The organism is Clostridium estertheticum (assembly GCF_011065935.2).
In the GTDB taxonomy this organism is placed as follows: Bacteria; Bacillota; Clostridia; order Clostridiales; family Clostridiaceae; genus Clostridium_AD; species Clostridium_AD estertheticum_A.
Genome location: NZ_JAAMNH020000001.1, coordinates 1114583 through 1133709, shown reverse-complemented (window position 1 = coordinate 1133709; position 19127 = coordinate 1114583). Strand labels below are relative to the sequence as shown.

Below are 19127 nucleotides of genomic sequence, written 5' to 3'. Positions count from 1 at the left end.
TTCTCCTTTTATATTATATATAAAATATAATTTTTTTTATTTAACAGATTAAAGCTATTCTATAAAATTTCACTAAAATAATATTTAAAGTTGAATTTTACCAATTGCAAGCAGTATAATCATCAAGATTGCTCCTATCATAATCGCTGCCATTCCTATTTTCTCATTTAAACTAACAACTTCGTTCTTTTCTTTTCTAGCCTTTAGATATACAAATATACCAATTGCATACAGTATTACTGCTGTTCCTAAATATTTCATTCCTACTGCATAAATTACATATAATGAATAAATACAGGCTAATATAGAAACTACCTTATCTTTAACTCCTAGTCCATCTGCTAATGAAACCTTAACTGCATATAATGATGAAAGCAAATATGGAATCAAAATACATGTTGTAGAAATTAAAAACACACTATTGTAGGCAGTTTGAAGTGCTGGTAAAAGTAGGGAAAGTAAAAATATTTGAGTTAATCCATCCGTTAGCAATAATGAATTTACTGTAGCACCATTGTTATTTTGTTTCATAAACCATTTAGGCATTGTACCGCCTTTTGCCGCAACATAAGGAATTTCTGCTGCAAGCATAATCCAACTAATTAGGCAGCCTACAAGTGAAACTATTAAACCAACTTTAACAATTAAAGCTCCAACACTTCCAATTACCGTACTTGCTAGTACATCGGCTAGTGGTGTAGCTGATCCTGCAAGAGCTTTAGCTGGAATTACGCCCATAGCTGTTGTTGAAACCAGTGCATAAAGTATTAAAGTTACAATTAAACTTATTATTGTAGCTGTTCCAACAATCTTTTGAGATTTTGCTCTCTCAGAAAGTACCGTTGCAGCTTCAATACCAATAAAGCACCACAAAATTGTACCCATTGCTCCTTTAACCTGCGCAAATACTGTAGCAGAATCTCCAGTAGCTGCTAATGCTGTTTTCCAATTTGACACATTAAAAGTTCCAAATTTAAATATTGCAAGTCCAAATACAACTACCATTAATAATGGAATAATTTTCGCCACTGTAGCAACAGCGTTTATTATTCCAGCGTTTTTAATTCCACTCATTTGTATATAATGAATTCCCCATAATAGTGCAGACGCTAATATAAATGATATTATAGGACTCATGTCACCTACTAAACTATTAAAAGTTTTAAATATAAGAATAAAAAATGCCACATTTCCAAGCCAAGCACTTAACCAATATCCCCAGGCTGAATTGAATCCAATAAACTCTCCAAAGCCTTCCTTTGCATAAGTAAAAATTCCCCCTGTAAGCTCAGGCCTTCTGTTTGCAAGCATTTGAAATACTAGTGCTAAAAATGCCACACCAAGTCCACCAACTGCCCATGCAATAAGTACTGATTGAGGATTTGCTTTACCTATAAGATCAGTTGGGCTATTGAAAATTCCGCCTCCGATCATGGAACCAACACCAAGAGCCACTAATAGTGACAAGCCTAACTTCTTTTCTTTTTCCATTTTATATTCTCCTTCTGCTCAGTGCATTCGCAATATTTTCAATTAGTGAGGGCGATAATATTACCCTCACTAATTAACCTTATACTTATAAATTACTTTAGCTTAGTCACCAAGTGTAGCAACCATAACTGCTTTGATTGTATGCATTCTGTTTTCTGCTTCATCAAATACTATTGAAGCCTCACTTTCAAATACTTCATCTGTAACTTCAACACCATTCATTCCAAATTTTTCAAATACTTCTCTACCAACTCCAGTTTTTAAATCATGATATGCTGGCAGACAATGCATAAATTTAGTATCTTTATTACCAGTTAACTTCATCATTTCTTTATTAACTTGATATGGTTTTAATATACTAATCCTTTGTTCCCAAACTTCATCTGCTTCTCCCATGGATACCCAAACGTCAGTGTATATAACATCTGCATCTTTTACTCCCTGCGCTACGTCACCCGTAATAGTGATTTTTGCTCCTGTATCCTTAGCTACTTCTCTACATTTATTAACTAGTGCATCTTCAGGAAATAATGAATTTGGAGCAACTATTCTAAAGTCCATACCCATCTTGGCAGCTCCTATCATAAGGGCATTTGCCATATTATTTCTTCCATCACCAGCATAAACAAATTTAATTTCATTTAATGGTTTAGAAAAATGTTCTTTTATAGTTAAGAAGTCTGCAAGGATTTGTGTTGGATGGTCTTCAGTTGTTAATCCGTTCCATACAGGCACTCCTGCATATTTAGCTAGTTCTTCAACTACTTCTTGTCCATATCCTCTGTATTCTATTCCATCATACATTCTTCCAAGAACCCTTGCTGTATCTGCTACAGATTCTTTTTTGCCAATTTGAGTTCCTGTAGGTCCTAGGTATGTTACATGTGCTCCTTGATCTAATGCGCCTACTTCAAAAGCACACCTTGTTCTTGTAGAACTTTTTTCAAATATTAACGCAATGTTTTTACCTTTTAATGTTTGCTGTTCTGTACCTGCATACTTAGCCCTTTTTAAATCTCTAGCTAAATCTAAAAAGTAGTTTATTTCCTTTGGAGTAAAGTCCATCAGAGTTAAAAAGTTTCTGTTTCTTAAGTTAAACATAATAAATTCCTCCTAATATTTTGTTATTTTTTTGTTGTTTTTATAAGTTATCTCTATTTAGAGGCATACTCATACATCTTGGACCGCCTCTTCCTCTCGAAAGTTCAGCACTTGGCATTGTTAACACTGTTATACCTCGTTTTGATAAAATATCATTTGTAACATAATTTCTTTCATAAGTTATAACCTTTCCAGGTGCAATTGCAAGAGTATTTGATCCATCATTCCATTGTTCTCTTGCTGCTACAATAGAGTCTCCACCGCCACATCTTATTAACTCAACTGAAGGTAAGCCTAATGCGAATTTTAATATATTTTGTAATATATCTTTCTCATGTTTAATATTTAATTCTCCATTGACGCCTTTTGTAATTTCAAAAACATTAAGAGGTCCTTCTATAGCAGGGTGTATTGTGAATTTATCATAATCCACCATAGTAAATACAGTATCAAGATGCATAAATGCTCTACAGGCTGGGATCTCCAACACTAATACTTTTGTGAAAGAAGTATGTTTTTGGAACAAATTCCTTGCTACAACTTCTATAGCCTCTGGTGAAGTCCTTTGACTACATCCTATTGCAAGAGTTGTGGCAGATAATATAAGCTCGTCCCCACCTTCGATATTATTTGGAAGGCTTCTATCATACCAAAGTGGCACTTCATATTTTTTAAAAGAGCTATGATATTCATGAATGAATTTCAAGAACATAGTCTCACGCCTTCTAGCTTCAGTTTGCATAGTATTTATAGTAATACCATTTCCAATTGAAGCACCTGGATCTCTAGTAAAGTAAAGATTAGGCATAGGGTCCAAGTAGAAAGGATACTGGTTTCCTATTAATCCTCTTAGAGATTGCATTTCCTTAACCTCTATCTCATTTTTTCTAACTCCAGCCATAAGGATATCAATCATTTCTCTTGTTGACTTTGACATTAAATAAGTATAAAGGGATTCATATATCTCTTTATTACTAATATGGCTTTCTTGCAAAAATTGTTGTAAAAATATTTTTTTTGTTTTATCCTCATTCAAAGCCTCGGTAGCAAGTTCTTCTAAATAAAAAACCTCCACATCATTTTCCTTTAATATTTTTGCAAATATATCATGCTCTTTTCTAGCAACCTCTAAATAAGGAATATCATCAAAAAGTAATCTTTCAAGAAGCTCTGGCACTAAATTTTCTATCTCTCTTCCAGGTCTATGTAGCATTACTTTATTAAGTTTTCCTATTTCAGAAGTTACATTTATAAATGACTTCATTTAATTTTCCCCCCTGTTGTTTCTTGTTGATGCCATCATTATAGAGTATACGATTTCATAAGGAAAACTGAATATTTTACTGTAATTACATATATATCATGCCTATTATTATTTTTATTAATTTAACACCGCATTCCTTACCCTAAGCTCTATTTTACGTAATAATGCTATGTATGTTTCCATTTGACAATTAGGAATGTTAAATTGTTTGCATATATATTCACAATCTTTTAATTTACTGTGTATAATGAAAAAAACAAGGTATAAACATTCAATAAACTTTTTTTTGAATGTTTATACCTATAAATGTATATTATTATCTATCAAAAAGTGACATAGCTTGTATGTTTGTGATTTTATTGCCCATTATTGTACATATTAACTCATTTTCATCCATTATATTGCATTAAAATCATTGATGATATCTTATTGTTAACAAACCGTTCATAGTTTCGCCACTTAAAAAGTCTCTATGAGAGCTACTCATAAAATAAACTTTAAATGAAATACAAACTAACTGAAGTGAACCCTGAAGCTTTTTTTATATAAACAGTAACCATTATTGTCTACCTTACAGATACCATTCAGTATTTATTCTAGAAATTCTTTGATAGGCCTATAGCCTTATCTTTTACTTCTTTCACTATTGCGTCAACGTCAATACCTTGCACATTACAGTTTTCTACTGCAATGGTTTGGAATTCTCTAATTCCAAAGAATCCAAAAATGGTTCTTAAATAACGATCGCCCATTTCAAAATTCGCCATAGACCCTTCAGAGTAAGCTCCTCCACGCGATACGATATTAACAGCTTTTTTATTTTCCAATAAACCCACTGCTCCCTCAGCTGTATATTTAAAAGTAATACCAGGAACACTAACATAATCGATATATGCTTTTAAAATGGCTGGGAAAGCTAGGTTCCACATTGGAGCTGCAATAGCATACTTATCTGCGCTAGCAAATTGATAAGCATATTTTAAAATAGGGTGTTCACTACTAGTTGTGTCTTTAGGTCCAAAAACACATCTTTGGCGTCATTTGCCCAATTAGGATTTATAAGAAATCCTTTAGCAATATCTACAATGTCTACATTTGTTTGATTTAATATTTCTTCTGCAATCTCCGCTGAGTTAATTCCGTTAACTGCAAATACTGGAATTGAAACTTCTTGTTTAATCCTTTGCGCTGCATAAACAGCATTAGAGTATTTATACTCTTTATTTACGTGCATTTCTTGTTCACTTATAAATCCATAAGAAATATCTAGGAAATCTATTCCGTTTTTTTCTAATACTTTAGCATAGTGTATTCCATCTTCTATTGTAGGTAAATTTTTCGGCTGGCTCCATTTCAGCTCTTATTTATATCTTGTTTTTTATTTTTATAGATAATATTATTTATGGCGTGATTTATCAAAAAACTAAGAATATTTACTCGTGCACTATTTCACATTTTTTAGCAAATGTCATTGGGACATCTATTCTTTTACTTATTTGATTAAACATAAGGAGTATGAGAAAATCTGCATTAAGTTGAAATATAAGACATAATATTCTTATATCATGCAACATTATAATATTAAAAATAGAAGGAGGATAATTTTCCCTCCTTCTATTTTTTACGTATTAACCTTCACATAATTGTAGACAGATTTTTATGAAATTATGCTGAATTATCCTTCAATTATCATTAAGTTTCACGTTAATAATCACATAAAGAATCACACTGTTAAATAAATTTATAAACAGTGTGATTCTTTATGTGAAAACATATGATAATATACATATATAATGTAATAAAACTACTCTGAATATAAAATTGTTAAATAACCAATTCATTGGTACTTATATATTACTTTTTATTATTTAGAATACTGTTTGAATTAATAATATAACAACTGCAAGTGCTCCAATATAACCCATTAATGGCATTATAAATTTTAACCATTTATCATAAGTTACATCTACCATTGCTAAAGTAGCTAAAATAAGTCCTGTTGGAGTTATAAATGATATTAGCCCTTGTCCATATTGATATGCACTTACTATTATATCTCTTGGCAATCCTACAGTGTCCGCAAGTGGTGCTATAATTGGTATTGACAATACTGCGAGTCCTGAAGATGAAGGGATAAAAAACCCAAGGAGTATAAATAATAAAAGAATTACAATTATAAATACTTTTGAATTCATTCCTTGAACTGATCCTGATGCCATATTAAGAATTGAATCAGAAATTACTCCATTTTCCATAATCAAATTAATTGATCTTGCAACTCCAATAACTAATGCAACACCGACTAAATCAGAGGCCCCAATAATAAATCTGTTAACAAATTCTTTTTCTCCAAGTCCTGAAATTACACCAAGCCCTATGCCTACAACTAAAAATAGTGCAGTCATTTCAGTGAACCACCATTCCTGAGTGGAAACTCCCCAAATCATTACAGCAAAAGTTAACGCAAATATAATTAACATTAATTTACGCCTAAAAGTAAATTCTGGTACTTCTTTATCGTTATAACCCTTTAAAAATCTATCTTCAATTTCTTCTTTTTGGCTGTATATTAAAGATTTAGTTGGATCATTTTTTATTTTTTTAGCATACTTCATAATATAAATAATAGTTATTATTGTTGCAATTACTAAACCTACAGCCCTCATTCCTAACCCTTGTGTAAAGGTTATTCCTGCTGCATTTGAACCAATAACTGATGAAAATGGATTTACAGTGGAAAACATCGTACCAATGGATGATCCCATATAAAGTGCAGCAATACATACTATTGCATCATAGCCTGCTGCCATAAATACTGGAACAAGTATTGGATATAGGGCAATGGTTTCTTCTGCTAATCCAAAAGTGGTTCCTCCTATAGAAATCAATATTGTAACTACAATAATTAAAATAAATTCTTTTCCTTTGGTAATACGTGAAAGACTTGCAATACCTGCATCAAAAGCTCCACTGCTATTTAATACACCAATACATCCACCAATTATGAATACAAACATAATAATATCAATGGTGTCATATACTCCTTTTATCGGAGCTTGAATTATATTAGCTAAACCTTGAGGGTTTTGCTTTACCTTCTCATAAGTGTCTGGAATTGCCACAGGTTTGCTAATACTTCCATCCTTAAATTTTTGTATGTCTATCTTGATTTTTAGTTTATTTAGTGTATCTTGTGTTCCAGGCAATTCCTTTACAGAGGCATCTGGTTTTATTACAGCGAAAATGTTTTTTTCATTATCATACTTTAATTTTGCATATGAACCTGCTGGTACCACATAGGTAAGTACAGCTGCAAAAATTAGAACTATAAATAGCACAGTAAATGCTGTAGGAAAGCTTTTTTTCTTTTTACTCATTTTATTTCCCCCTAAATTAATTTAATTTTGTAATTACAATTACATTATACAAGTTTTACGACATTTTTCAATAAAATTTTACAAAATTACTAAATATTCATTCTTATGTATATTCATTTATAATTTAACTCACAATAGTAGAAATTATAGAGGACAATCAGAAATACAAACTCATTTTAGAAAAATTGGATAATATTGTCCGGCAGCAACAGTTAATGAAAAAAAACAGCCGTTTGATATTATTTACCTTTAAATAGTGTCACATAAGTCCCCATATTACCAAAACACCGATATATTCAAAAATTTATTTGAATATATCGGTGTTTTAATTACTCTAAAATATATTTTAAACATATTTCTTAAAAATGAAAAAGGTAGGACATGGGTCACACTATTAGAATATTCCCTCTTGTAAACTATATATAATCAACCACTTCTTTAATTAAACATAATATTTATTATAATTAAAATTATCTATTTTCCATTTCTTTTATCGTTGATACTGAACTTTTTGTGAAAAACTTAAGATATTCTATAGCCTGTTCATTTTCTTCTCTTTCTGAAAGTACACACTCATTTAATATAGTAACTAAAATATCTCTATTGAATGCATCAACAGCTGTAAATCTAATACAAACATCTGTTGCATACCCCGCTATATATATGTGTTCAATTTCATTTTCATGTAAATAATCTCCAAGATTCGTATTGTAAAAACCGCTAAACCTACTTTTATCAATAATACATTCATCCATTAGTGGTATTAACTCATCAATAAATTCACTTTCCCAACAATCCTCTTCACACCACATTTTTTTGTAATGCATTCTAACTCTTGACCAATTACTCTTATCTTTTTTATATACTGTTCTAATGTGTATAATGGTCATATTTTTATTTCTAGCAATTTTTAATGCTTTCTCTGTATTAGGTACTAGTACATTTTCAAAATCTGATTGCATTAAGCTTTTAAATAATTTTTGCATATCAATTATTAACAATGCTGATTTCATCTCATAACCTCCTAATTAATCTATACTACTTATAACATACTTAATTACAGATCATATCATGATGAAAAGCAGTAATATGCCTTTTAAAAAAAAATTATTTTCGGTGGATTATGATTGACGGCTTTTTTATCGTCGCATTACCTTTTTAAATCTACCTATTTCTGCATCAACTAACACATGGCACACTCACAATAAGGCATTATAAATGAAAATCCAAACAAAAAAAGCTCTCACCCCCAAGATTCTATAATCTTAGGGGCGAGAGCAATCTTCGCGGTGCCACCCTAGTTCGTTAATATGTTAGCATATTAACCTCATCAAGTACGTTATCACTTATACTCTAGTTCTGTAACGTGAACATACGTCACTGCCTCCCTTAAAAAAGATTCGGAGTGAAGCTCAAAGGCTTGTTTCACTAAATAATTCTTTACTCCATTTCAGCTATCAAAGCTCTCTTTAAAAGAATTTATTTAATTACTCTTCTTATCATAGCAATATTTGTATTATTTTTTATAATTATTTTACATAATAATACAATACAAATTTAAAATCAATATAAAAATAGATAAAGTGAGACTTTTGAAAAAGATTTTTGCCAGCGTAGAGCCAGACGTATAAGGTGTATATTGTTATTTAATGTGTACAGTATGCCTGTTTTTCACTAAGTTTTGTACATAAGGTAACAAGTGTATTATTCGCAACCTCTACATCCATAAAGTAGCATAAGCAAACGAATTCCCATACGCGAGTTTTACTTTTCTTTTCACAAAACCTGTCTCTCTCGACTTCTTCAATCTCTTCTTTTGAAAAACAGGGTTTAAGTTCATTTGCAAAAAGCTTTATATCTCCATCCAGTTTTAAATTTTTCCTTCTGTCATTTCTAATTCCCCCAGGGTGTCTTTTTACTGTCTCTCTAATAATAACATTTTTACAACTGGGGGGATTTATTTTTATAGAGCTTTCTTAGCTTGATGGCTATGGGGGCTCGCCAACATTTATCTGAATCACACCAAAAGGAAATCTCCGAGCGGATATGAAACGAAAGTTAGAGTATATGAATGTGAAAATTGCGAAGACTGCCAATACAAACCTCGATGCACTAAAGCGCAAGGAAATAAGAAAATTTCATTCTCACAAACCTTTGCGACAAAGAGACAACAGTCCCTTGAGAACATTACCAGCCCGCTTGGAATTGTCTTGCGAATGAATCGATCAATCCAAGTGGAAGGTGTATTCGGAGTTTTGAAGGAAATTACGGATTTTGAAGATTTTTAACAAGAGGGAAACAAAGTGTAGAGGCTGTCTCAATTTTCATTTGAGACAGCCCCTTTTTATGATTAGGATATGCGATTTCGCATTCACCGTCCGCATTAACAAATAACTTTGATAGTTCCTGTATTTACAAACAAATGCCTGTTATGCTTTTGGAGGTGTTCCTTCAGCGTTTGATACAACTACATCGATTTGGACTAAAGCATCTTTAAGTAAAGCTGATACGCCAACTGTTCTTCGTGCAGGAACACCGCTTGGGAAGAATGTTGTGTAAACTTCGTCTACAGCATCAATATCTGCGATATTTTTAAGGAAGATATTCACTTTAACCACATCGTCCATAACGTGATCGACACTTTCTACAATTGCCTTGATATTTTTTAAGCACTGTCCAGCCTGTTCTTTTACACCACCAGCTACCATTTCACCAGTTTTTGGGTCTAAAGGTAATTGAGCTGAAATATGATTGTAATGAGAAAAAGCTACAGTTTGTGTATATAGAGAACTTTTTGGTGCATTTTCCGTATTGTTTGCTTCTATGATGAGTCCATGCCTGTCTTCAACAACTTGTGGGGGTGTACCATCTCCGTGTGACACCACTGCTTCAATTTGTACCAAAGCATCCATAAGTAAAGCTGAAGCTGCAACTGTTGTCCGTGCAGGGACATAGGCTACGGCCCTGGCGATAGCCGAGTCTGGGAAAAATGTTGTATAAACTTCGTTTACGGCTTCAATATCCGAAAGGTTTTTAAGGAATATATTAATTTTAACAATATCGTCAAAAGGAACGTCGATACTTTCTAAAATTGCCTTGATATTCTTTAAGCACTGTCCAGCCTGCTCTTTTACACCACCAGCTACCACTCTACCAGATTTTGGATCGATAGGTAATTGAGCTGAAAGATTATTGTAATGAGAAAAAGCTACAGCTTGCGTAGATAGAGGATTTGTTGGCGCATTTGCCGTGTTATTTGTAAGCTTTATGAGGTCACCTGCTTGTGGTGCGTTTGGAATTGTACCTTCACCGTTTGAAAGAAGTGCTTCAATTTGCACCAAAGCATCCATAGGCAAAGCTGCAACTGCGACTATAGTCCGTGTAGGAAGATAGCTTTGGAAGAATGTTTTATAAACTTCGTCTACAGCGTCAATATCTTTGATATTCTTAACGAATACAGTGATTCTAACAACATCGCTCATAACATGGTCGATGCTATCTACAATTGCCTTGATATTTTTAAAGCACTGCTTCGCCTGCTCTTTTACACCACCAGCTACCAATTTACCAGATTTTGGATCGATAGGTAATTGAGCTGAAAGATTATTGTAATGAGAGTAAGCTACAGTTTGTGAATATGGACCGATACCTTTTGGAGCATTTTCCGTATTTCTTGCTAATACTGCGTTATAGTCGCTCATAATAGTATTCCCCTTTTGTAATATTTATTGATAGAATCATTAAAATTCATCTAAGTAAATCATAAACCTTGGACTACCTCTAATGTCAATAGGTATTATTATTATTTTAAAAATAAAGAGAAATCACGAGAAAAACTTAAAGATACATTAAGAAATTTGATTTTGATAAATGATATAAATTTGTATAGATAAAAGGCCGTCTAATCAGTCTAAAAGATCTATCTAGTTTCATTGTAAGAATCGCTTAAACAATAAGTACAATTTCCCTTAAGTTCTTTATCTGCTTACACTGATTTATTGTTAATTGAAGAATGTAAAAAAAGAAATGTGGGACTAATCGCAATGAAGGCTCTTTCTGGTGGTCTAATAACTAATGCTGCCTCAGTCTTTTCATTTCTAAGGCAATTTGATAATGTTGTACCAATATGGGAAATACAAAGAGAAACTGGGTTAGATGAATTTATTTCTTTGGAGAAAAAACCACCACTATTGGATGAAACAATGTGGTCTATCATTAACAAGGATCGTACTGAACTTTCAGGAGATTTTTGTCGTGCTTGTGGATATTGTCTTCCATGCCCTGTTGGAATTGAAATCCCTACATCTGCACGAATGTCACTTCTTCTTAAAAGAGCTCCTTATCAAGGATTTTCAGAGGATATCTTTAAAGAAAAGATGGAACTCACAAATTATTGCATTGACTGTGGGCATTGTAAAAATCACTGTCCTTATAAGCTCAATACTCCAAGTCTTTTTAGTAAAACTCTATAAAATAGAGTATAAACCTTAGAGCAGGTCTAATGTCAATATGTTACATTCATATTTTTTAATAGCTTTAATGTTACTTAGTGGTTTATAATAATAGTGATAAATAGTTTAATATTTATAGAATGGAGGTGACATAATTATGAAGGATACTTTTTTAATTGGTGAATTAGCCAAGCTTTTTAATATAAGCACAGATACCTTAAGGCATTATGACAAAATCGATCTTTTAAAACCTAATTGTGATGTTGTAAATAAATACAGATTCTATAGTGTTCGAAATTTTTTCAAACTAAGCAGAATCCTATTTTTTAAAAATCTTGATATTTCATTACAGGATATTAAAAAATATATGAATAATAAAAATACAAATAACTTAATGACCTTACTAAAAAATAAGGAAGAGGAAATTGATGTAAAAATAAATAAGTTAGTCAATTTAAAAAACAAAATAAATACAAAACTTGAGCTACTTGGAAATATAAAACATGAGCTGAATATTGTAAAGATAAAGCGCTTGCCTCAAAGAATTGGAGTGCTTTTAGACATTAAAGATAGTAAAAACGAGTACGAACTTAAAGAGTCCGTTAAAAAAAACGAAAAATATTTAAAGCTCAGTTCCTGGCTAATTGAAGGTCAAGTATACACTTCTCTTTCAAGAGAAAACATGACAAGTGGAAATTTTAACAAATTTAAATATTTTATCGAAATCTTGTCAACTGAAAATATAATAGAGTTGGATTTGATAACGATTCCAGAAAATGAGTTTGCTTATGTTGTTTTTTTAGGACCCTATAAAGATATCGAAAATCACTATACCGTTCTTATTGAATGGATTGAAGAAAATGGATACGAAATATTGGGAGACTCTATCGAAAAAAATATAGTAGATTATGACTTTTCAGATTCTGAAAATGAATATGTATCTGAAATACAAATACCTATTAGAAAACTGTTATAACTAGAAGTTACATTCTTGCTAATAACATAGGATTTAAATCCTCATAGTCTCGCTAATAAATTCAGGTGTGGACAACAACTCTTATTCTAGAGTATGTTAACCATCCCTTATAATTTATATCTTTAAAAATAAAATTTACTTCATATAAACTTCAACTAACTCATAGCATCTCTTTTTTGTGGTTTCTTCTAATGACATACTGTACTCTAGACTTTCCATTGTCCCACCTTCAAATTTTTACGAATCAGTCTTTGCTTTATCATCTCTGTATTTTATCCATTTAATTTGTTTTTCCCTTAATAAACTCATTTCATTTGGAGATAATTGTTTCTTTAATAATCCGTAAATATCATTCAAGGCATCATCCCACCTTTTGTAAGCTACTGATGCTGCTTGTATCATTTCTATTGTTGACCCATCTAATTCTGGTAAGCCTTTTTCAATATTATTAAGTTTTTGTATATATTCGCTCTTTTTAGAAAGCTCAGCCAAGGCCTCACACGGGAGACGTAACAATAACTAGAAGTTGTTGTTTGCTACGGAATATGAAGTAACTAAGGCTCATATATATCAGCATTACACTCATCACATCTGCCGTCATTACGCTTATATTCCTCTTCTAATATTTCAGTTTCACAAGTGTCACAGGCAAATATTTCTTCCCCTTTATATTCAAAGTTTCTTAGGAATTGCTCATTATCCTCCTCTTCCTCATGTTGATAATTTACTTTTGTTTTATTTGCCATCTTAATTCCACCTTTCTAAATTTTGGTTTTAGTGCCTCGGATTATTCTCATATTGTACCTTTAAAGTTAATTATATCTTACAACAGTCCTTCAAACCAATGAAGATTTACTAAATGATGAGAAAGTGAATTTTCCAACATTTTTCTAAAATAAGTAGGGATAGTTTCATTATGCTCTAGAGATTGTTGTAATAAAAAAATTTTCTGTTTAGTTTGTTCCATTTGTATTTCTATTAGTTTTATTAGTTCCTCGCTGTTATATTCATTAGCAAATAGCATTGCTGCATAAAAAGATAAATTTATATACTCTGTCTTAGAGCCATACTTGAACATCAATTTTTCAAATTCTTTATCTCCTAGTTCAGTTATGATATAATTATGCGTCTCTCTAGTATTGTCTACTTGGTCAACTTTTATAATGTATTGTTTTTCTTCTAATTGCTGAAGATTATAATAGAATGACCCTTTAGTGAAATTTACTATATATTTATGGTGTCTCTCTTCCATTAAGGCTAATAATTCGTATCCGTAAGAACCTGGGTTTTGTTTTAATAAACCTAAAATTAGTAATGGTATCAAAAAAACACTTCCTTTATATTCTTCGTCAAAATTATGCTAATAGTTATCCTTATTTATAAAGTTTACCCATTGTTGATTTGTATGAATTGATATTCGAATTCATCATATGATATTTTTCCTAATGACAAATCCATAATTTTTATGTATATCTTTTCTGCTTTGGTATGTGTTCTAGCATGATTAAGATTTATCAACTCATTTTCATTAATTAATGGCTTCAGTACATGTTGCTTATTAGAAAAGGCTTCAAAATATCGTAAACCAAATTTTCTTTGAGAAATTGCATCAATATGAATACAATCTGGATTAGAAGTTAAACCTGAGGCTGTGACAAAGTAACAATTATCTTGTTCAAAAGCAATTTTTTGTAACTCCTCATTAATAAAGTTATATTCAGTACAGTTTTTTCCAAATCCTTGTTTGCCTAAAAAATCTCCTAAGCCGCCAATAATGAGAGGAATATCTGGAGCATTCAACTCCTTTCTAAGAGCCTCAATAATTAAAAGTAATTTTTTGTAATAGACTTTGTAGTTACCATTGATACTATCACTTTCTCCTTGATGCCATAGAATTCCTGTTAACTCACTTCTTTGCATAGCAAATTTAGCTTCAGTTATTGCATGTCTAAAAAGTGTTTGGTCTACAGCCCATTCATCCAGTGAACTTCCACCTTCTGCACAAGGAATTAAGCCAATAGTATCTTCTTGATTTTGACGACACCATGCATCTGCAAAAGAACCGGCAAGACTTATTCCTGAAACAGGACGGTCATAATTGATGGGCTCAGTCATCATTTGCCATCTACCATTACGCAACATTTGTATTCTTTCATTATAAATCGGCGTTACTTCATGAATAAACCCTCGTCCAGCCATATTCGACTGTCCTAACATTAAAAACGATTTAACCATTTTTTTCATCTTCTGACCACCTTCTAAATAGTGCGTTATTATTAAATCATTGCTTCAGTAGATTTTCCTAGATATCAAAAACCACTAAATTTATTATTAGTCTAATTAGACTAATAACATTTAAATATTATAGTCTAATTAGACTAATTGTCAACTATATTTTTTCTGAAGTACCGCTGATTTTAGTTATTATGAGGACAAACTAAAATTTGCTACAATGCGTGATGCAAAATATGTTGTAAAACTTTATCGCGAAAATTTTAATGATATTTTTAAGGTATCTTTTCTTTTCCTTACTGAGGAACAATTAGAGGAGCTGGATTGTTGTACTTACTGCATTGATATTTTAAGCTTTATCACCGTGTTGTATGTGGAGGGTGGGAGCCATGGGAACGCTTTACGTATTAGCAAGGTGGCCCGTTGGTCCGCCAATGACCCCTAGGGGTAAGCTAAATATGTCGAATAGAAAGAGGGTTCCTTCGTTCCCCTATAATACCTCCCAAGGCTATAGGTTATTGAGTATTGATGGAACAATATTAGAAATCAGTAATACTGAAAATTTAAGGAATGAATTTGGTTATATTGAAAATCAAAGTATGAAAGTTGCTCGCGCTAGAGCAGCTGGATTGTATGATGTTGAAAATGATATGATTATAACTGCTGTATTAAGAATAGCTATTACTATTGAATGCAATCTAACCTTGCTTCCTCAATGATACTACACACCTTTATTTATACATAATATCATTAAGCATCATGTTAAAACATGCAATTTAATATTTATCCAGTTGTATCAAAAAAAACAGTAGATATCTCAAGCCATTGAGGTACCTACTGTTTTTATGTTGCGTGGGAAAGGAGTCCAAACCTGCGACCAACTGGTTCGTAAAATGACGTTTTAAGCGATTTCAAATAGTCCTCAAGACGGTTTAAATACTCACTTTGTTTTTTAAACTATGCTTGTCTATCCCTATTTATTTTAAACTATAAGGGGCAAAAAAAGGGGCAAAATTAAAACAGCATCATAATGGAATAAAAAAAGAGTTTCAGCTCTGATTTATGTTATTTATTATTTTTAGAGTATGGAATATTTTTAATATTCCATTCATATACTATAATATAGCGTACGAATAAAGTATGCGACAGTTAATAGCCATTCTCTTGAAGAGAGTGGCTATTTTTATGGCATTTTATTATAATAGCTTCAAATACTTTTATTACTTGAAAGGTAATAAAAATTATTACTTTTATTACTTTTTAAATATACTTCAATTTTTACATTAATGTAAACATTAAATAATTAAGTTATAATCATAGTTATATTTTGTTTACATTAAATGGAATAGTCATGTGAGAGGTACCAGAAGCCCACTTTTTAGAAATACGATTTCCTTTTAGTAAAAAAAAACTGTCTTATAAAGAAGTATCTTTCTATTGCCGTCTACTCTTGCCTAATCCTATGAAAATAAATTCTTTTTTACTTATTACCTTGGATAATCCCCTCCCCGTTTTTAGCGGTTTAGTTATTTAAGCAAGTTATTAATAAACATCTGAAAATTCCACTCGTATATTTTGATTTTGACTCTTAACTTCGTTATTATATAGTATACTTTCATGAAGTACCTTTTTTGAAGGAAGCCTAACAGTAAACTTACTTCCCTTCCCACATTCACTTTCAACATATATACTACCACCGTGTAATTCTACAATTGATTTAACTAAACTTAAACCAACACCCGTACCTTCTGTATTTCTTGATAGGGATTTATCCACCTGCTTAAATCTATCAAATATCATACTAAGGTTCTTGTCTTCAATACCAATGCCATTATCTTTGACTGAGATTTCAATAAATTCACTCTTATCCTTAATATCTACAAATATTTCATCACCATCATCTGAAAATTTTATCGCATTTGACATAAGATTTAATACTATTCTCTCTATTTTTTCTGTGTCACAAGCAATAATTTTTTCTTCTATATCCGTATCAAAAATAATTTGTAAACCATTACATTCAGTTAAAGTAGTTACAGACATCACTATATCTTCTACAACTTGGACTATATTGTTATTTGATAAGTTCAATTTAAAGAATCCCGCTTCAATTTTTGATATATCAACTATATTATTAATAAGTTTTGATAATCTATATGAATTTAGTTTCATAGACTCAATATACCTAATAATTGACTCCTTCTTATCGTCGAGTGATCCACTCTTGCAATACATATCAAATAATTGAGCTGTTGAAAAAATAACATTTAATGGTGTTTTAAGTTCATGAGATATATTAACAAGAAATTCTCCTTGTTCCTTATTAGCAATGATTAACGCTTTATTAGCAATGATTAACGCTTTATTAACAATAATTAAATCTGCTACCCTGCCTGCTTTCTCTTTATTAGCAACGATTATCTCTTTTACCCTAGATATATTTTTCATATTACATAATCCCCCATTTGCGATAATGAATTAATGAATTAATGAATTAAACTATAATGTATATTCAATTCCATTAGAATATACGTTTATAATTGGAATTTTAAGGGGTAATAATATAATTAAATACTATTTTAAGAAATATTATTTAATTAGGACAATACAGTTAGTGATATATTTATAGGTGCAAATTCTTTTGTCCAATTGGGATTTCCAATAAAATTATCATCAATAAACATTATGTGTCTTGTATTTATTGCATTTATGTCTTTAATTACATCGTCTACAGGTCTATTAATATAAGTTTTAAGTACATTTTTGCAACTATTATAGCAAAAATCACATTGAAAAGGACATCCCCTGCTTGTACTAATTATATTAGTATATAATTATTTACTTCTATCAATTATGTCATAGTCAGGTGATACTATTTCTTCTCCAGTAATATTCTCCATATCATAATATATCTTTTTAAGTGAATTATTTTCTTTATCCTTAAGGATTTTTGTCCAAACTTTCTCAGCCATTCCTACACTTATTGCATCAAAACTATTAACAGTTCCCTCTGGATCTGCTGTTATATGTATACCTCCTGCAATTACTGTTTAATATAAAAAAAATTTCATCCTCTTCTTTATATTTTCATATAATTTCTACTATCCACATCCACTTGACAGGGAGTTTTCCAGTGATTCTTAGTAACTATTTAATAAAGTAAAGAATAGAATAATAAAGAAGATTTATTAATTAGGAGAGGAGCTTCATGATAACTTATAAAGTTCAATATGGAGATACGCTATATACAATAGCGCATCGTTTCGGAATTTGTACTCAAATGCTTGCAATGACCAATAATATATTTTGGCCACATCAAATATTTGAAGGGAAAGAACTATTAGTTCCTATTCCAATATCAAATAAGGCTTTAAATTTTAGAAATCAAAGGTCGGAATATGATTTAGAGAACATAAAAAAGATCTTTTCCGAGGAAGGTACTACCGCAGGAGGAGTTTTTAAGTTTACTTTTCCACGTTTTGACTTAATGGTCAGAATAGGTGACACTATAATAGAACCCGGCCTTGCGCTCACTTCCTGGGTAGCATTTAATCAATTAGGAAATCACAGTATGCTGATGGGGGATTTGGTTTTACTACAAAGCGAGGTTGGTCCTGTCATGTCCAGTCTATTTGAAAATGGAATTGAAGTAACAGCGCTTCATAATCATCTACTGTATGAATCACCAAGAATTATGTATCTACACATTAATGGAGAAGGAAATCCAATTAAACTTGCTCAAAGTGTAAGAAATGCACTTTCTCTAACAACAACTCCATTTAAAGTAAAACAACAACTTCCCTCTCAAATAGATTGGAGTTTAATAGAAAATATTTTGGGACACAAAGGTTCCCATAAAGGTAATGTGCTGCAGCTATCATTTCCAAGAGCCACAATAATTTCAGAGGATGGTCATCAATTATCACCAGCTATGGGAATATCACATGGTATTAACTTTCAATCTTTGGGAGAGAAAGTGGCTACCACTGGTGATTTTGTTTTATTTGCAGATGAAGTCAATCCAATTGCAAGCCTCCTTAAGAAGAATAATATTGCTGTAACTGCTATTCACAATCATATGCTAACTGAAATCCCACGACTATTCTTCATGCACTTCTGGGCAGTAGACAAATCAGAATATATAGCACAAACTTTCAAGTCTGTTCTTGATTTAGCGAAATAACTCTTTTGAAATTCAACATCATTGAAAAGCATCAGTGCTATTACTGATGCTT

General features: G+C 31.4%; 19 protein-coding genes, 2 pseudogenes and 1 other annotated feature. Of the genes and pseudogenes, 7 read left to right on the top strand and 14 right to left on the bottom strand.

The window, feature by feature from the left end:
* Positions 1-84: 84 nt before the first annotated feature.
* The 5 genes and pseudogenes from G9F72_RS05195 to G9F72_RS05175 all read right to left on the bottom strand — a co-directional run bounded on the left by G9F72_RS05195 (position 85) and on the right by G9F72_RS05175 (position 5168).
* Entirely contained in the window at positions 85-1491 is a 1407-nt protein-coding gene (locus G9F72_RS05195) for a basic amino acid/polyamine antiporter (RefSeq protein WP_164959977.1), read from the bottom strand.
* Positions 1492-1593: 102 nt separating this feature from the next.
* Complete coding sequence (argF, locus tag G9F72_RS05190; protein WP_202054902.1) at positions 1594-2595, bottom strand: ornithine carbamoyltransferase; 1002 nt, start codon at positions 2593-2595, stop codon at positions 1594-1596.
* Between the two features lie 37 nt (positions 2596-2632).
* Positions 2633-3856, bottom strand: a complete 1224-nt coding sequence (gene arcA / locus G9F72_RS05185) for an arginine deiminase (protein WP_164959975.1) — start codon at positions 3854-3856, stop codon at positions 2633-2635.
* A gap of 596 nt (positions 3857-4452) precedes the next feature.
* Positions 4453-4872 (bottom strand): annotated as a pseudogene (locus tag G9F72_RS05180) (FMN-dependent NADH-azoreductase); the annotation flags it as partial.
* Positions 4836-5168: a tRNA-dihydrouridine synthase gene (locus G9F72_RS05175; protein WP_224676266.1), complete on the bottom strand. Its 333-nt coding sequence runs from the start codon at positions 5166-5168 to the stop codon at positions 4836-4838. The gene G9F72_RS05175 and the pseudogene G9F72_RS05180, both read right to left, overlap by 37 nt.
* A gap of 38 nt (positions 5169-5206) precedes the next feature.
* On the opposite strand from G9F72_RS05175, the gene G9F72_RS27525 reads away from it, so the two are divergent.
* Positions 5207-5356 carry a type II CAAX prenyl endopeptidase Rce1 family protein gene (locus tag G9F72_RS27525; protein WP_411955948.1) on the top strand — a complete coding sequence of 50 codons (150 nt, stop codon included), beginning with the start codon at positions 5207-5209 and terminating at the stop codon, positions 5354-5356.
* Between the two features lie 368 nt (positions 5357-5724).
* Here G9F72_RS27525 and G9F72_RS05170 read toward each other — a convergent pair whose 3' ends face one another.
* Together G9F72_RS05170 and G9F72_RS05165 are read right to left on the bottom strand one after the other, a co-directional pair.
* Positions 5725-7233: a YfcC family protein gene (locus G9F72_RS05170; protein WP_164959974.1), complete on the bottom strand. Its 1509-nt coding sequence runs from the start codon at positions 7231-7233 to the stop codon at positions 5725-5727.
* Between the two features lie 470 nt (positions 7234-7703).
* Positions 7704-8246 carry an isochorismatase family cysteine hydrolase gene (locus G9F72_RS05165; protein ID WP_164959973.1) on the bottom strand — a complete coding sequence of 181 codons (543 nt, stop codon included), beginning with the start codon at positions 8244-8246 and terminating at the stop codon, positions 7704-7706.
* 251 nt (positions 8247-8497) lie between these two features.
* Positions 8498-8745: a binding site (T-box leader), on the bottom strand.
* A 494-nt stretch (positions 8746-9239) separates the two neighbouring features.
* Between G9F72_RS05165 and G9F72_RS05160 the strand changes: the two genes are divergently transcribed.
* Complete coding sequence (locus G9F72_RS05160; RefSeq protein WP_164959988.1) at positions 9240-9521, top strand: transposase; 282 nt, start codon at positions 9240-9242, stop codon at positions 9519-9521.
* 141 nt (positions 9522-9662) lie between these two features.
* On the opposite strand, the gene G9F72_RS05155 is transcribed toward G9F72_RS05160, so the two are convergent.
* Positions 9663-10934 (bottom strand): RidA family protein, encoded by a 1272-nt coding sequence (locus tag G9F72_RS05155; RefSeq protein WP_164959972.1) that lies wholly within the window; start codon positions 10932-10934, stop codon positions 9663-9665.
* A gap of 297 nt (positions 10935-11231) precedes the next feature.
* Here G9F72_RS05155 and G9F72_RS05150 point away from each other — a divergent pair, with 297 nt between their 5' ends.
* Positions 11232-11705 (top strand): 4Fe-4S dicluster domain-containing protein, encoded by a 474-nt coding sequence (locus G9F72_RS05150; protein ID WP_224675974.1) that lies wholly within the window; start codon positions 11232-11234, stop codon positions 11703-11705.
* 136 nt (positions 11706-11841) lie between these two features.
* Positions 11842-12660 (top strand): GyrI-like domain-containing protein, encoded by an 819-nt coding sequence (locus G9F72_RS05145; protein ID WP_164959970.1) that lies wholly within the window; start codon positions 11842-11844, stop codon positions 12658-12660.
* A 237-nt stretch (positions 12661-12897) separates the two neighbouring features.
* Here G9F72_RS05145 and G9F72_RS05140 read toward each other — a convergent pair whose 3' ends face one another.
* From G9F72_RS05140 to G9F72_RS05125, 4 genes are all read right to left on the bottom strand, one after another.
* A complete protein-coding gene (locus G9F72_RS05140) occupies positions 12898-13152 on the bottom strand; it encodes a lysozyme inhibitor LprI family protein (protein WP_164959969.1) in 255 nt (84 codons plus the stop codon).
* Between the two features lie 62 nt (positions 13153-13214).
* Positions 13215-13406, bottom strand: coding sequence for a hypothetical protein (locus G9F72_RS05135; protein ID WP_164959968.1), 192 nt, complete (start codon positions 13404-13406; stop codon positions 13215-13217).
* Between the two features lie 77 nt (positions 13407-13483).
* A complete protein-coding gene (locus tag G9F72_RS05130) occupies positions 13484-13984 on the bottom strand; it encodes a PadR family transcriptional regulator (RefSeq protein ID WP_164959967.1) in 501 nt (166 codons plus the stop codon).
* A gap of 62 nt (positions 13985-14046) precedes the next feature.
* Entirely contained in the window at positions 14047-14895 is an 849-nt protein-coding gene (locus tag G9F72_RS05125; RefSeq protein ID WP_164959987.1) for a sialate O-acetylesterase, read from the bottom strand.
* Between the two features lie 217 nt (positions 14896-15112).
* Between G9F72_RS05125 and G9F72_RS05120 the strand changes: the two genes are divergently transcribed.
* Entirely contained in the window at positions 15113-15337 is a 225-nt protein-coding gene (locus G9F72_RS05120) for a hypothetical protein (protein ID WP_224675973.1), read from the top strand.
* 13 nt (positions 15338-15350) lie between these two features.
* Positions 15351-15611: a hypothetical protein gene (locus G9F72_RS05115; protein WP_224675972.1), complete on the top strand. Its 261-nt coding sequence runs from the start codon at positions 15351-15353 to the stop codon at positions 15609-15611.
* Positions 15612-16434: 823 nt separating this feature from the next.
* Here G9F72_RS05115 and G9F72_RS05110 read toward each other — a convergent pair.
* Together G9F72_RS05110 and G9F72_RS05105 are read right to left on the bottom strand one after the other, a co-directional pair.
* A complete protein-coding gene (locus G9F72_RS05110; RefSeq protein ID WP_164959965.1) occupies positions 16435-17340 on the bottom strand; it encodes a sensor histidine kinase in 906 nt (301 codons plus the stop codon).
* A gap of 188 nt (positions 17341-17528) precedes the next feature.
* Positions 17529-17942 (bottom strand): annotated as a pseudogene (locus G9F72_RS05105) (B12-binding domain-containing radical SAM protein); the annotation flags it as partial.
* Between the two features lie 158 nt (positions 17943-18100).
* Between G9F72_RS05105 and G9F72_RS05100 the strand changes: the two are divergent.
* Positions 18101-19075: a DUF1259 domain-containing protein gene (locus G9F72_RS05100; RefSeq protein WP_164959964.1), complete on the top strand. Its 975-nt coding sequence runs from the start codon at positions 18101-18103 to the stop codon at positions 19073-19075.
* The last annotated feature ends 52 nt before the right edge of the window (positions 19076-19127 follow it).

Coding starts and splice junctions, on each gene's coding strand:
- G9F72_RS05195 (WP_164959977.1), bottom strand. CDS start 1,491: ATGGAAAAAGAAAAGAAGTTAGGCTTGTCACTATTAGTGGCTCTTGGT.
- arcA (WP_164959975.1), bottom strand. CDS start 3,856: ATGAAGTCATTTATAAATGTAACTTCTGAAATAGGAAAACTTAATAAA.
- G9F72_RS05170 (WP_164959974.1), bottom strand. CDS start 7,233: ATGAGTAAAAAGAAAAAAAGCTTTCCTACAGCATTTACTGTGCTATTT.
- G9F72_RS05165 (WP_164959973.1), bottom strand. CDS start 8,246: ATGAAATCAGCATTGTTAATAATTGATATGCAAAAATTATTTAAAAGC.
- G9F72_RS05155 (WP_164959972.1), bottom strand. CDS start 10,934: ATGAGCGACTATAACGCAGTATTAGCAAGAAATACGGAAAATGCTCCA.
- G9F72_RS05145 (WP_164959970.1), top strand. CDS start 11,842: ATGAAGGATACTTTTTTAATTGGTGAATTAGCCAAGCTTTTTAATATA.
- G9F72_RS05135 (WP_164959968.1), bottom strand. CDS start 13,406: ATGGCAAATAAAACAAAAGTAAATTATCAACATGAGGAAGAGGAGGAT.
- G9F72_RS05125 (WP_164959987.1), bottom strand. CDS start 14,895: ATGGTTAAATCGTTTTTAATGTTAGGACAGTCGAATATGGCTGGACGA.
- G9F72_RS05120 (WP_224675973.1), top strand. CDS start 15,113: ATGCGTGATGCAAAATATGTTGTAAAACTTTATCGCGAAAATTTTAAT.
- G9F72_RS05115 (WP_224675972.1), top strand. CDS start 15,351: ATGTCGAATAGAAAGAGGGTTCCTTCGTTCCCCTATAATACCTCCCAA.
- G9F72_RS05110 (WP_164959965.1), bottom strand. CDS start 17,340: ATGAAAAATATATCTAGGGTAAAAGAGATAATCGTTGCTAATAAAGAG.
- G9F72_RS05100 (WP_164959964.1), top strand. CDS start 18,101: ATGATAACTTATAAAGTTCAATATGGAGATACGCTATATACAATAGCG.